Origin of the sequence: Rhodanobacter ginsenosidimutans, from assembly GCF_042655685.1 — a bacterium.
GTDB lineage: Bacteria > Pseudomonadota > Gammaproteobacteria > Xanthomonadales > Rhodanobacteraceae > Rhodanobacter > Rhodanobacter ginsenosidimutans.
In genome coordinates, this window is sequence record NZ_JBHSMM010000001.1 from 16,748 (window position 1) to 30,101 (window position 13,354).

Annotated in this window: 14 protein-coding genes; 7 read left to right on the plus strand and 7 right to left on the minus strand. The window is 67.0% G+C overall.

What is annotated here, in order from left to right:
* Window positions 1–26 precede the first annotated feature (26 nt).
* A complete protein-coding gene (locus ACFPK0_RS00035) occupies window positions 27–1,004 on the minus strand; it encodes a LysR family transcriptional regulator (RefSeq protein ID WP_056084288.1) in 978 nt (325 codons plus the stop codon).
* Window positions 1,005–1,146: 142 nt separating this feature from the next.
* Between ACFPK0_RS00035 and ACFPK0_RS00040 the strand changes: the two genes are divergently transcribed.
* The 7 genes from ACFPK0_RS00040 to ACFPK0_RS00070 all read left to right on the plus strand — a co-directional run bounded on the left by ACFPK0_RS00040 (window position 1,147) and on the right by ACFPK0_RS00070 (window position 9,798).
* Window positions 1,147–2,394 carry an efflux RND transporter periplasmic adaptor subunit gene (locus tag ACFPK0_RS00040; RefSeq protein WP_377337462.1) on the plus strand — a complete coding sequence of 416 codons (1,248 nt, stop codon included), beginning with the start codon at window positions 1,147–1,149 and terminating at the stop codon, window positions 2,392–2,394.
* A 199-nt stretch (window positions 2,395–2,593) separates the two neighbouring features.
* Window positions 2,594–5,785 carry an efflux RND transporter permease subunit gene (locus ACFPK0_RS00045; RefSeq protein ID WP_056083588.1) on the plus strand — a complete coding sequence of 1,064 codons (3,192 nt, stop codon included), beginning with the start codon at window positions 2,594–2,596 and terminating at the stop codon, window positions 5,783–5,785.
* Window positions 5,785–5,952 carry a hypothetical protein gene (locus ACFPK0_RS00050; protein ID WP_156458390.1) on the plus strand — a complete coding sequence of 56 codons (168 nt, stop codon included), beginning with the start codon at window positions 5,785–5,787 and terminating at the stop codon, window positions 5,950–5,952. The genes ACFPK0_RS00045 and ACFPK0_RS00050 overlap by 1 nt, the downstream gene beginning before the upstream one ends.
* 1 nt (window position 5,953) lies before the next feature.
* Window positions 5,954–7,396, plus strand: coding sequence for an efflux transporter outer membrane subunit (locus ACFPK0_RS00055; protein WP_377337466.1), 1,443 nt, complete (start codon window positions 5,954–5,956; stop codon window positions 7,394–7,396).
* Window positions 7,393–8,142, plus strand: a complete 750-nt coding sequence (locus ACFPK0_RS00060; protein WP_377337469.1) for an SDR family oxidoreductase — start codon at window positions 7,393–7,395, stop codon at window positions 8,140–8,142. The genes ACFPK0_RS00055 and ACFPK0_RS00060 overlap by 4 nt, the downstream gene beginning before the upstream one ends.
* Window positions 8,143–8,257: 115 nt before the next feature.
* Window positions 8,258–8,833 (plus strand): TetR/AcrR family transcriptional regulator, encoded by a 576-nt coding sequence (locus tag ACFPK0_RS00065; protein ID WP_377337472.1) that lies wholly within the window; start codon window positions 8,258–8,260, stop codon window positions 8,831–8,833.
* Window positions 8,830–9,798, plus strand: coding sequence for an NAD-dependent epimerase/dehydratase family protein (locus ACFPK0_RS00070; protein WP_377337475.1), 969 nt, complete (start codon window positions 8,830–8,832; stop codon window positions 9,796–9,798). The genes ACFPK0_RS00065 and ACFPK0_RS00070 overlap by 4 nt, the downstream gene beginning before the upstream one ends.
* Before the next feature lie 80 nt (window positions 9,799–9,878).
* On the opposite strand, the gene ACFPK0_RS00075 is transcribed toward ACFPK0_RS00070, so the two are convergent.
* The 6 genes from ACFPK0_RS00075 to ACFPK0_RS00100 all read right to left on the minus strand — a co-directional run bounded on the left by ACFPK0_RS00075 (window position 9,879) and on the right by ACFPK0_RS00100 (window position 13,298).
* A complete protein-coding gene (locus ACFPK0_RS00075) occupies window positions 9,879–11,063 on the minus strand; it encodes an AI-2E family transporter (RefSeq protein ID WP_377337478.1) in 1,185 nt (394 codons plus the stop codon).
* Complete coding sequence (locus tag ACFPK0_RS00080) at window positions 11,060–11,401, minus strand: hypothetical protein (RefSeq protein ID WP_056083572.1); 342 nt, start codon at window positions 11,399–11,401, stop codon at window positions 11,060–11,062. Before ACFPK0_RS00080 ends, ACFPK0_RS00075 begins: the two co-directional genes overlap by 4 nt.
* Complete coding sequence (locus tag ACFPK0_RS00085) at window positions 11,398–11,856, minus strand: hypothetical protein (RefSeq protein WP_056083571.1); 459 nt, start codon at window positions 11,854–11,856, stop codon at window positions 11,398–11,400. Before ACFPK0_RS00085 ends, ACFPK0_RS00080 begins: the two co-directional genes overlap by 4 nt.
* 104 nt (window positions 11,857–11,960) lie before the next feature.
* Window positions 11,961–12,326: an ElaB/YgaM/YqjD family protein gene (locus ACFPK0_RS00090; RefSeq protein WP_056083568.1), complete on the minus strand. Its 366-nt coding sequence runs from the start codon at window positions 12,324–12,326 to the stop codon at window positions 11,961–11,963.
* Between the two features lie 45 nt (window positions 12,327–12,371).
* Window positions 12,372–12,527, minus strand: a complete 156-nt coding sequence (locus tag ACFPK0_RS00095; protein ID WP_007082429.1) for a DUF1328 domain-containing protein — start codon at window positions 12,525–12,527, stop codon at window positions 12,372–12,374.
* A 147-nt stretch (window positions 12,528–12,674) separates the two neighbouring features.
* Window positions 12,675–13,298 (minus strand): YbhB/YbcL family Raf kinase inhibitor-like protein, encoded by a 624-nt coding sequence (locus tag ACFPK0_RS00100; RefSeq protein ID WP_056083565.1) that lies wholly within the window; start codon window positions 13,296–13,298, stop codon window positions 12,675–12,677.
* Window positions 13,299–13,354 lie beyond the last annotated feature (56 nt).

The window sequence follows — 13,354 nt, forward strand, 5'->3', positions numbered from 1 at the left end:
GCCAGCGCGGCCGCTCCAGCCGCGGCTTACGCCACTTCCGCCAGCGTTTCGGTGCGTACCGGTTTTGGCCGGGCGACAGCGGGGACGGTATTGGGTGTGGCCACCGTGCATCGGTTGGTACGCTCGAACAATTCACGCACCCATTCGATGAAGGCCTGCACGCGGGCCGACAGGTGTTTTTTCTGCGGATAGACGATCCACACCGGCTTGCCGGTGGAGTTGGTATCGGCCATCACCAGTTCCAGCATGCCTTTTTCCAGCATGCAGGCGGCCAGCATGCGCGGCACCTGGGTGATGCCCAGCCCCGCCGCCACGGCCTGCAGCACCGATTCGCCGTCGTTGATCAGCATGTGCGCGTCGATATCCACGCTCACCTGGCCATCCGGCGTGTCGAACTGCCATTGCCGCGGGCGGCCGTTCGGGTACACGTAATTGATGCAGCGGTGATCCTTCAGATCCTCGATGCTGCGCGGGGCGCCGTACTTGCGCAGGTACTCGGGCGAGGCGCACACCACGTTGCGCAGGTAGCCGATCTTGCGCGCGATCAGGCTGGAATCCTCCAGTTCGCCCACGCGGATGGCGCAGTCCAGCCCTTCGCCGTTGAGATCCGACGGCGAGTCGCTCATCGACAGCTCCAGCCGGATGTCGGGGTAGCGCTGCTCGAATTCGGTGAGCCGCGGGATCACCGCGGCGCGCCCCACCGACAGCGAGATACCCACCCGCAATTTGCCGGTGGGCTTGCTGTTGGCGAAGTTCAGCGCCTCGGTGGCCTCGGCCAGATCGGCCAGTATCTCCCGGCAACGTGCATGGAACGAGGCCCCATCGTCGGTCAGTCGCAAGGAGCGCGTGGAGCGGAACAGCAGCCGCGCGCCGAGCTGGGTTTCCAGCCGCGACACGGCGCGGCTGACGCCTGACGGGGTCATGCCCAACTGGCCGGCGGCAGCGGCGAAACTGCCGGCCTCGACCACGCGGACGAAGGTCGAAATTGCTGAAAAGTCTTCCATCGGTCCCATTCCTCGTCGATTCATGACTGCGGCGCATGAGTGTAATGCCTGAAAAGGGGATTTTCTATACCGCTAGGTACACCTATTCTCTCGACCCTCGCCGGTACCCCCTGTCCGGCCAACAAGGTGTTCGGAGCGCAAGATGAAGAAACAATGGATGCTGATACCCCTGATCGCGGTCACCGTGCTGGGCAGCTGGATGGTGCTGCATGGCGATGACAGCCAGGCGCAAACCCCCGTCGGCGCGCCGCCGCCGGAAGTCACCGTGGCGCAGGCACTGAGCCGCAAGGTCAGCGACAGCGCCGAGTTCACCGGCCGGCTGGAAGCGGTCAATACGGTGCAGGTGCAGCCTCGCGTGGGCGGCTTCGTGGAGTCGGTGCATTTCCAGGAAGGCGCCGTGGTGCACAAGGGCGACGTGCTGTTCCAGCTCGATGCCCGCCCGTACCAGGCCGAGGTGGACCGGCTGGCCGCCAACCAGGCGCAGGCCCGCGCCGAGCTGAGCCTGGCCGAGACCAACCAGCAACGCGCCACGATGCTGCTGGCCCAGCACGCGATCGCCAAACAGGAAGCCGACCGCCAGCAAACCACCGCGCAAAGCGCGCGTGCCCAGTTGGGCGCCGCCACCGCCGCGTTGGCCGCCGCCCGGTTGAACCTGGATTTCACCAAGGTGCGCTCGCCGATCGACGGCCGCGTCAGCAACGCCCGCGTCACCCCCGGCAACCTGGTCACCAGCAACGACGTGCTGACCAGCGTGGTCTCGGTGAACCCCGTCTATGTCTATTTCGACGTGGACGAGCACACCTGGTTGAAGCTCGATCACCTGCGCGCCGACGCCAAGCAGGCCGGCCGCAGCGCCCGCATCGAAGCGACAATGGGCCTGGCCGACGAATCGGGTTATCCGCATGAAGGCCGCCTCGATTTCGTGGACAACCAGCTGCACACCGGCTCGGGCACGATGCGTTTGCGCGCCGTGTTCGACAACGCCGACGGCCTGTATACGCCCGGCCTGTACGCCCGCGTGCAGTTGCAGAGCGGCCAGGTGAAGTCGCGCGTATTGGTGGACGACCGCGCCATCGGCACCGACCTGGGCAACCAGTTCGTCTACGTGGTCGACAAGGACCACAAGGTGCAATACCGCAAGGTGGAAACCGGCGCGTTGGTGCATGGCTTGCGCGTGATCGAAAGCGGCGTGAAGCCCAGCGACCTGGTGGTGGTGAACGGCCTGCAACGCGTGCGCCCCGGCGCCGAGGTGAACCCGCAGAAGGTGGCGATGAGCTACCGGCTCGATCCGGCCGACAAGGCGCTGGTCGAGCGCGGCGACGCGAATGTCGACACGGATTCGCGTACCGCGCAGGTCAAGCCCGCGAAGGCACCGGACCCGCAGAGCTGACCTGCTCCCTCCCCTGCGACCGAAGGAAGTCCCCTTGCGGGACGTGCAGCAGGGGAGGGTTGGGGAGGGGTGAAGCCCTCCAGTCAGCCGCAAAGCCAATAGCAACAGCGTCACCCCCTCCCAACCTCCCCCTGCGACGCAGGGGGAGGAGCAAAAGAAAGACCGAAGCCGCACACCGGCTTCGTCGAGGACTCTTTGCATGAAAAACATCGCCCAATTCTTCGTCGACCGACCCATCATGGCCGCGGTGCTGTCGTTGCTGTTCGTGATCACCGGCTCCATCGCGGTGTTCCAGCTGCCGATCAGCGAGTACCCCGAAGTGGTGCCGCCGACCGTGGTGGTGCACGCCAGCTACCCCGGCGCCAACCCGAAGGTGATCGCGCAGACCGTCGCCACGCCGCTGGAGGAACAGATCAACGGCGCCGAGGGCATGCTGTACACCTCGTCGCAGGCCACCAGTGACGGCGCGCTCACGCTCACCGTGACGTTCGCGCTCGGCACCGATCTCAACAACGCCCAGGTCGACGTGCAGAACCGCGTGGCGCAGGCGCTGCCGAAATTGCCCGAGGAAGTGCAGCGGCTCGGCGTGACCACGCAGAAGAGCTCGCCCGACCTCACCATGGTCGTGCACCTGATCTCGCCCGACCAGCGCTACGACATGCTCTACCTGTCGAACTACGCGCGGCTGCACGTGAAAGACGTGCTGGGCCGGCTCAATGGCATCGGCGACGTGCAGATCTTCGGTGCCGGCGAGTACTCGATGCGCGTGTGGCTGGACCCGCAGAAGCTGGCGCAACGGTCGCTCACCACCGGCGACGTGATCAACGCCATCCGCGAGCAGAACGTGCAGGTCGCCGCCGGTGCGCTGAATGCGCCGCCCGGCCCCGGCAACTCCGCGTTCCAGCTCAACATCAACACGCGTGGCCGACTGGTCAGCGAAGACGATTTCCGCAACATCATCGTGCGCACCGCGGCCAACGGCGGCGTCACCCACCTCAGCGACGTGGCCAAGATCGACCTGGGCTCGAACAGCTACGCATTGCGCAGCCTGCTCGACAACACGCCCGCGGTGGCCATGCCGATCTTTGCCCGGCCCGGCTCCAACGCGATCCAGATCTCCGACGAAGTGCGCGCCACCATGGCGGAGCTGAAGAAGGATTTCCCGCAGGGGGTCGACTACTCGATCGTCTATGACCCGACCGTGTTCGTGCGCGGCTCGATCGAGGCGGTGGCGCACACGCTGCTGGAGGCGATCCTGCTGGTGGTGCTGGTGGTGATCCTGTTCCTGCAGACCTGGCGCGCCTCGATCATTCCGCTGGTGGCGGTGCCGGTGTCGCTGATCGGCACGTTCGCGATCATGTACCTGGCCGGCTTCTCGCTGAACGCCCTGAGCCTGTTCGGACTGGTGCTGGCGATCGGCATCGTGGTCGATGACGCGATCGTGGTGGTGGAGAACGTCGAGCGGCATATCGAACTGGGCGAGTCGCCGAAGGAGGCGACGCGCAAGGCGATGCGCGAAGTCACCGGCCCGATCGTGGCCACCGCGCTGGTGCTGTGCGCGGTGTTCATCCCGACCGCGTTCGTCAGCGGCCTCACCGGCCAGTTCTACCGCCAGTTCGCCTTGACCATCGCGATCTCCACGGTGATCTCCGCGTTCAACTCGCTGACCCTGAGCCCGGCGCTGGCCGCCGTGCTGCTGAAGCCGCACAACGCGCCGAAGGACCGCCTCACCCGCGGCATCGACCGTGCGTTCGGCTGGCTGTTCCGTCCCTTCAACCGCATGTTCCAGCGCGGTTCGGAGCGCTACGTGGGCGGCGTCAAGCGCGTCGTCGGCAAGGGCAAGCTGGCGCTGGTGATCTATGCCGGCCTGATCGCCCTGACCTGGTTCGGCTTCTCGCACGTGCCGACCGGTTTCGTGCCGGGCCAGGACAAGCAGTACCTGGTGGCGTTCGCGCAACTGCCCGACGCCGCTTCGCTGGATCGTTCGGAAGACGTGATCCGGCGCATGAGCGCGATCGCGCTGAAGCAGCCGGGCGTGGAACACGCTGTGGCCTTCCCAGGCCTGTCGATCAACGGTTTCACCAACTCGACCAACTCCGGCATCGTGTTCGTCACGCTGAAGCCGTTCGAGGAACGCGAGACCGCGGACCTGTCGGCCGGTGCGATCGCCGGTGCGCTGAACCAGAAGTTCGGCGCCATCCAGGACGCCTACATCGCCGTGTTCCCGCCGCCGCCTGTGATGGGGTTGGGCACGATCGGCGGCTTCCGCATGCAGATCGAGGATCGCAGTGACCGCGGCTTCGACGAGCTGTACAAGCAGACGCAGAACCTGATCGCCGCCAGCCGCAAGGATCCGGCGCTGGCCGGGCTGTTCTCCAGCTTCCAGGTCAGCGTGCCGCAGGTGGACGCCGACGTGAACCGCGAGAAGGCCAAGGCCGAAGGCGTAAACCTGGGCGACGTGTACCAGACCATGCAGGCGTACATGGGCTCGCTCTACGTCAACGACTTCAACCGCTTCGGCCGCACCTACCAGGTCAATGTCTCGGCCGACCCCGCGTTCCGCCACACGCCGCAGGACATCCTGCAGCTGAAGACGCGCAACGCGCAGGGCCAGATGGTGCCGCTGGGTTCGTTCGTCACCGTGTCGCAAGGCGCGGGCCCGGATCGCGTGCAGCATTACAACGGCTACCCGACCGCCGAGATCAACGGTGGCCCGGCGCCGGGCTTCAGCTCCGGCCAGGCGCAGGCGGCGATGGAAAAGCTGGCGAAGGACAACCTGCCCAACGGCATCAGCTTCGAGTGGACCGAGCTGACCTACCAGCAGATCCTGGCCGGCAACACCGCGATCCTGGTGTTCCCGCTGTGCGTGCTGCTGGTGTTCCTGGTGCTGTCGTCGCTGTACGAAAGCTGGTCGCTGCCGCTGGCGGTGATCCTGATCGTGCCGATGGTGCTGCTGTCCGCGATTGCCGGCGTGTGGCTCAGCGGTGGCGACAACAACATCTTCACCCAGATCGGCTTGATCGTGCTGGTGGGCCTGGCGTGCAAGAACGCGATCCTGATCGTGGAGTTCGCCCGCGAATTGCAGCTGGAAGGCGTGCCGCGTCATGAGGCCGTGCTGGAAGCCGCCAGGTTGCGCCTGCGCCCGATCCTGATGACCTCGATCGCGTTCATCATGGGCGTGGTGCCGCTGGTCACTTCCAGCGGTGCCGGTGCCGAGATGCGCCATGCGATGGGCGTGGCGGTGTTTGCCGGCATGCTGGGCGTGACCATCTTCGGGCTGATCTACACGCCGCTGTTCTATGTCGTCATCCGCGCCCTGGTCGAGCGTCGCGAGGCCCGCGCGGCCGAGCGCGCCGCCGCCGATGCGCTGCCGGCGCTGGAGAACCACTGATGAAAACCGTACGCAGGATCGCCGGCGTCGGTGTCGCCGTGGCCTCGGACATGCTCGGCGTGACCCTGGCGGGGCTGATCTACACACCCCTGGTCTACAACGTCATTCACGCCCTGGCGGGGCGCCGCGAGTCGCGCGCCCACGCTGCCGGGATGGAGAACCATTGAGATGAAACCGCTACTGAAAATCGCCGCGCTCAGCGCGGCCATGATCCTGGCCGGTTGCGCCAGCATCGGCCCCGACTATCACGCCGAGAAAATCGCCGCACCGCAGCTGCAGGGTCTCGACGCCGCGCAGGAAAGCAACGCGCAGTTTCAGGCCGCGTGGTGGAAGCAGTTCAACGATCCGACGCTGGATGCGTTGATCCAGCGCGCCGCGGCGAACAACCTCGACCTGCGCATCGCCGTGGCGCGCCTGCATGAATCGCGCGCGCTGCTCAGCGGTGCCAAGTCCGATCGCCTGCCCACCATCAACACCGGCGTGGATTACACCCGCAGCCGCGGCCAGCAACCGGGCTTCACCGACCAGCGCGTCACCACGACCACCTACCAGGCCGGCTTCGATGCCTCGTGGGAGCTGGACGTGTTCGGCGGCGTGCGTCGTTCGGTGGAGGCGGCTGGCGCCGACCTGGGTGCCAGCGAGGCGGCATTGCACGATGTGCAGGTCAGCCTGCTGGCCGAGGTGGCGCGCAATTATTTCGAATTGCGCGGCACCCAGTTGCGGCTGGACATCGCCAAACGCGACATCGAAAACCAGCGCCAGACCGTGCACCTGACCGAGGTACGCCAGCAGGTCGGCACCGGCGCCGAGCAGGACGTGGCCAGCGCCAAGGCCCGCCTCAGCGCGGTGCAGGCGCAACTGCCGCTGCTGCAGACGCAGGCCAGCGCCAGCGAGTACCGTCTCGCCGTGCTGCTGGGCGAGCGGCCGGGCGAGCTCGACATCGACGTGTCGCCGAAGAGTTTCACCCCGATCGCCACCACCTTGCCGATCGGCGACGCCGGCGACGTGCTGTCGCGCCGTCCGGACGTCCAGATGGCCGAACGCGAGTACGCCGCCGCCAACGCCCGCATCGGCGTGGCCAAGGCGGACTTCTTCCCGCACATCTCGCTGGGTGGCTTCCTGGGCTTCCTGTCCGGTCGCAGCAACGACTTCGGCAGCCCGTCGACGCGGGCGTGGTCGCTGGCGCCCAGCATCAGCTGGGCCGGCCTCAACGTGCAGCGCGTGCGTGCGAACCTGCACGTCAGCGAGGCGCGTGCCGATGCGGCGAAGGCGAACTACCAGCGCACCGTGCTGGAGGCGATCGAGGACATCGACAACGCGGTCACCGGCTTCAACCAGCAACGCGTGCGCGTCGATCACCTGATCGAGCAGGCCACGCAGAGCAAGCGCGCCGCCGACCTGGCCCGCATCCGCTATCAGGAAGGCGCCACCGGCTTCCTCGAACTGCTCGACGCCGAGCGCACCCAACTGGCCGCCGAGGACGATCTGGCGCAGGCCGAGGCGGCGATCAACACGCGCGCCGTCGCCCTGTACAAATCGCTCGGCGGCGGCTGGCAGGCCTGCGGTGATGAACACTGCAGCGCCGTGGCCAAGGTCGACGCCGCGCCATGAGCGCACCGGCAAGGCGCCTGCCGGCAGCGGCAGGCGCGTCGGCGGCCACGCCGATCCATCGCGTGGCGCTGGTCACCGGCGCCAACCGCGGGCTGGGCTTCGAGGTGGCGCGCCAACTCGGCGAGCGCGGCATGACCGTGCTGCTGGGTGCCCGCGACATGGACAAGGGCCTGCATGCCGCGCGGCAGCTGGCCCACCTGCCCGGCGAAATGATCGCGGTGCAACTCGACATCACCCGGCAGGACCAGGTCGATACGCTGGCGCGCTGGATCACCATCACCTACGGCCGGCTCGACGTGCTGGTCAACAACGCCGGCGGCTACTATCACCCACGCACCAACCCGGTGGAAGTCGACATCGCGCCCGCGCGCGAGGCGATGGACACCCACCTGTTCGGCACCTGGCGCGTATGCAGCGCGATGTCGCCACTGATGCACCGCCACGGCTACGGCCGCATCGTCAACGTCTCCAGCGGCTACGGCGCCACCACCACCAGCGGCGCCAACTGCCCGGCGTACCGCGTCTCCAAGGCCGCCCTGAACAGCTACACCCGCACCCTCGCCAGTGAACTGGAAGGCAGCGGCATCCTGGTCAACGCCGTCTGCCCCGGCTGGGTCGCCACCGACATGGGCGGCCCCGGCGGACGCCCCGTCAGCGACGGCGCCGCCGGCATCGTCTGGGCCGCCTGCCTCACCGAATCCCTCACCGGTGGGTTTTATCGCGACGGCCGGCCCATCGCCTGGTAGTCGGGCTGCGACTCACTGCGTCACAACAACCCCTGCCCACGTCGACCGCCAGCATTACGGCAACCTATATAGCGTCGCTATAGACATACCAATATAGCGACGCTATATTGGTCCCATGGATACACGCGACATCCTGCTCAACGCCGCCCTGAAGGTGCTGGAGGAAGACGGCGAGGCACAGTTCTCGACGCGCAAGGTTTGTGCGATCGCCAACGTGACGGCACCGACGCTTTACCACCATTACGGCAGCGCCGATGGGCTGTTGAGCGCGGCGATGGCGGAAGCCTTCGGGCAGTTCCTCGAAAGCAAAAAGTCCGTCGTTCAATCAGCCGATCCGGTGGTGGTGCTGCGCGAGGGCTGGAACGATTACGTGCGCTTCGCCGCGGCGCGGCCCCGGCTCTACGCGGCGATGATGAGCCGCGTTCTCGACGGCGCCGACATCCCTGCCGCCGAGCAGGCTTTTGCGCTGCTGATCGCACGCATCGGCGCCATTGCCGCCAAGGGACGGCTCGCGCGCACGGTCCAGTCGGCGGCCGATCTCATGTGGGCATCGGCAAACGCGGCATCCATGCTTCACGTGACGGCCCGGCTGCGGAAGGGCGCGCCACCCACGGCAGCCGTCCTTGAGCAAATCCGTGAGAACGCTCTGCGGTCCATCCTGAAACCCGCAACGAAAGGCCGATCGCGATGAGAATTCTCGTCACGGGCGGCACCGGCCTGCTCGGTGGTCGCCTGATCCCCAGGCTCGTGGACGACGACCACCAGGTTTTCGCCCTCACCCGCTCCACGTCATCGCACGCCGGGCTGCAGGCGATGGGGTCGACGCCGGTTGACGCGGATCTGGAAAGCGGCGCGCCGCTGGTGCTGCCTGCAATCGATGCGGTTGTGCATGCGGCGGCCATGTTCCGCTTTTCCGGCCCCCGCAAGCCTTTCTTCCGCACCAACACCGATGGCACCGCAGCGTTGCTGAAGGCCGCCCGGTCCGCAGGCGCGCAGACCTTCGTCTACATCAGTGCGGCAGGGATCATCATGGATGACGGCGGCACGCCCATCCGCAACGCCGATGAAAGCGCGCCGACTTTTCCGAACCACTTCTCCGCCTACCTGGCGAGCAAGGCACGGGCCGAGCGGTTGGTTCTGGCCGCCAACCAACCCGGGTTTCGCACCATCGCGCTACGCCCACCGGCGATCTGGGGGCCGGGCGATCCGTTCAGCAAAGCGCTTCCCGACGCCATCGGCTCAGGGCGATTCGCCTTCATCGGCCGCGGCGACTATGCGTTCTCGACCTGCCACGTGGACAACGTGGTCGAAGCGATACGGTGCGCGCTGGAACGTGGTGAAGGTGGACGTGCCTTCTTCATCAAGGATCAGGAGGGGCAAACCTTCCGCGCGTTCGTCGCATCCCTCGCAAGTTTGCAGGGGTTGTCGATCGACAAGCTGCGTTCCATGCCCTACTGGCTCGCTTCAACCTTGGGCCGGCTGCTTGATGCCATCTGGGCCGTGGCGCGGAAGGATGGCGATCCGCCGATTTCGCGTTCGATGATCCGCATGATCGGACGCGCGTTCACCATCGATGACACCGCTGCCCGTCGGGAACTGGGCTATGTCGGAAGGACGTCGCGGGCCGATGGCCTGCGTAGCTATGGGGAACCGTAGGCTCTCGCTTTGGAAGCCTGGCGAGAACACGCGAGAGCATCGCGACTGAAGTCGCTCCCACAGGGACAGGTGCCCCGGGGCTAACGCTGCACGATATGCGCGAACCACTCCCAGCCGTGCACGCGTTCGGTGATGAGCTTGGTGCAGGTGAGTATCGGTACCGCCAGCAGGGCGCCGGGGATGCCCCATAGCCAACCCCAGATCAGCAGCCACAGCAGGATCGCGATGGGGCTCAGGCGCATGCTGCGGCCCTGGATGAACGGGGTGATCAGGTTGCCTTCGATCGCGGTGATGCCGGCGAAGGTCAGCACCGGCAGGAACACGTCGAAGCTGGCGTCGTTCGCATACAGCATGCACACGATGGACAGCACGATGGTGGTGACGATGGCGCCCACGTACGGGATGAAGTTGGCGAACATCGCCACCGCGCCCCACAGCAGCGGGTCGGGTACGCCGTAAAGCCACAGCATGCAGGCGGTGACCGCGCCCAACCCCGCGTTGATCGACAGCGCGGTGAGCAGGTAGCGCGATATCTCGGTCTGGATGCTGCGCACGATGGTCACGGCGTGGCGCTTGTAGGTGAAGCCGGGGGTGATCTCCACCAGTCTTCGCAGCATGGAGTCGCCGTAGATCAGGAAAAAGAACACCAGCAACACCACGCTCAGCACGGCGGCCAGCACTTTGGGCGCGGTGGAAACCACGTCCCAGGTGCTGAACGATACCGGTGATGGCTGGCTCGACGAACTGCGCACGGGGTGCCCGGCCACCAGGGTCTGGGTGGCGCGGTTGGCGGCCTCCAGTGGCTGGGTGAGGCCCTTGAGCTTGGGCACGAAATGACGGATGGCCGCGGGTGCACCCTGGAACCAGCCCACCGCCGGCTGCGCCAACTGCCCTACGCCAGTGCCGATGCCCACCATCAGGCTGATCACCAGCACGCTGGCGGTGAGCCAGCGCGGCAGGCGCACGCGGGCGCCGGCCGCCACGATGGGGTTCAGCGCCAGGCCGATGAAGGCGGCCAGCACCAGCGGTATCAGCAGCGCGCGGGTGATGGTGATGGTGTACAGCAACGCCAGCAGCAACAGCGCGTTCATCACCACTCGCAGCGCGCGCAGGTGGCGACGCATGCCGCGCACGTAACGCGTGCCCGACGCGGCCCGGCGCAAGGGCAGCTCGGGCGACAGCTCGGCATCCATGCTGATGGCAGGTTCGGTGGAGGGTTCCGACAGCATGGCCGGAGCGGATGGCAGCGGGTCGATCTCGCTCATGGCTGGTCGGCGTGCGGCTCGGCATCGACGCGGTCGGCCTCGGCGGCGGCGGCCGCACCCAGGCCGGCCACGCCCAGCTCGGCGATCATGCGCGAGCCGATCGTCACCAGTTCGGACAGCCCGCCGCCCAGCAGCGCACCCAGACCCGGCAGCCGCAGCGGATGCACGTTGAGCCGGCCCAGCGCGAAACCGGTCGCCGCCGAGATGCCTACCGTGCTCAGCGGATGGGCGCGGCCGCGCGCCAGCAGCGCGGTCGCGGGCAAGCCGACGCGGTGGCGCGCCAGCCCCACGCGTGCCTTCGCCAGTTTCACCCTGGCCAGTTTCGACACCATGCTCATGTTCGATCCCCCCGGTCCTGCGGCTGCAACGGCGTGTCCGATGATGCTGTCGATGACGCCTCCCCCGTCGGCGCGGTAGTGGCCGCGTCGCCCTGCCGTGCCTCGTGCAGGGTATCGCGCATCATCGCACCCCATTCGTCGCGCGTGGCGGGCAAGGTCATCCAGTGCATGCAGCGACGGAACAACCACACCGCGCCAGCCAGCAGCAGGATCTGCAACACGCAAAGCGTCGTCAGCGCCCACAGCCACGAGCCGAACCACTGCGCCAGCGCCAACCCCAGCAAGGCCATCAAGGTCAGCGCCAACGCCACCCCGGCCGCGGTGGCGACCAGCCCGGCCAGCAACAGCCACGAGACGGCGCTGCGGGCCAGGCCAAGCTCAGCCGCCAACAGGTCCCATTGCGCGCCGAACAAATGGCCCAGCGCCCGCCCGAGCTGGGCGATTTCGGCGAGCAATCCAGACGGCAACGGCGCCCTTGATTCCGGCGCCGTTGCAGATTCACCGGGAGTATCGCCCCGGTCGCTCCTTGCTTCTTGCATGGAATATCCCCTGGCGCCGATCAGCGCCGCAGGATACGGCCAAGCAGCCAGCCCGCCCCCAATGCCATGGCCACCGATTGCACCGGTTTCTCGCGCACATAGAGCCGTGCCTGCTCCAGCCATGCGTCCGCGGTGTCCATCGTGCGGTCACAGACTTCGCGGCCGCGCTCGGCCACGTCGGCGGCGGTGTCGGCGGCGCGATTGGCCGCTTCGGCCGTCTTGTCGGTGGCGCGGTGGAGGCTGTCCTCGACATGGTCGGCGGCGCGATCCACCGCCTCCTTGGTGCTGGCGACGGCACTGGATGTGGCCTGCTTCACGCGCTCGGCCTTCTCGTCGATCCGGTTGCCGCTCAGCGGTGCGGAATGGTCGGGTACCTGGTTGCTCATTGCTTGCTCCGGAAAATACGTGGGTGGATGGACGGGCTACGCCCGTTACCTGGCGCGGCGGAAGAACGCAATGATCGCCAGGATCAGGAAGATGACAAACAGGATTTTCGCGATACCGGCGGCGGTGCCCGCGATACCGCCGAAACCGAATACGGCGGCAATGATGGCGATAACCAGAAAAACCAGCGCGTAGTGAAGCATGGACATGTCCTCGTGGAGTGGGGGGCTGCGGACATATGCCGCATGCCCGCATCATCCCCAGCCCGATGCCATGCGCGCGTGAAGGTTGGCGATGCCGGCCTGCACGCGGCGGCGACGTTCAGCCGGCGCTCTGCAATCGCCGGCTCGTCAACCCTGGTGCGCTGGGTTGAGGCTGTACGTGCCCACCCATTCCGCGCTGGCCAGCACATGGCCGTCCATCGCCTCGCGCAACTGCGTCAGCGTGAAACCGCGGGCCAACCCCAGCGTGGCCACGTCCAGTGCGGATACGCGGAAGTGGTAGTGATGCACCAGTTCGTCGTTCCACGGCGGACAGGGGCCGTCGTAGCCCAGGTACTCGCCCACCATGTCGGCGTCGCCGGCGAAGAAGCCGGTGAAGTCGTTCATGCCCTGCACGCTGCGCGGTGGCCCGAACGGCTCGTGCTTGCCGTGCGCCACCACGCCGTCGCTGCACGCACCCGCCGCCAGCTCGGTGTATTCGGGCGGAATGTCGGCCATCAGCCAGTGCACGAACTCCACCCGGCGCAGGTCGGCCGGCACGCTGCGACCGGGCTGGTTGACGTCGTCGCCGCGGCTGGGCACGTCCGGGTCGATCACGGTGAGCACGAATGAGCGGGTGCCGGCCGGCGCATCCTTCCACGCCAGATGCGGGTTGCGGTTGTCGGACAATGCGATCGGATCGGCGCGCTTGCCGAACGCGAATGCCGCCGGAATGGGCTGGCCGTTTTCGAAACTGTCGCTGCGCAGTTGCATGGGGGTCTCCTGCGGTTGCGGGAATAGGGAATCGGAAGAGCCAGCGTGCGGCCAGC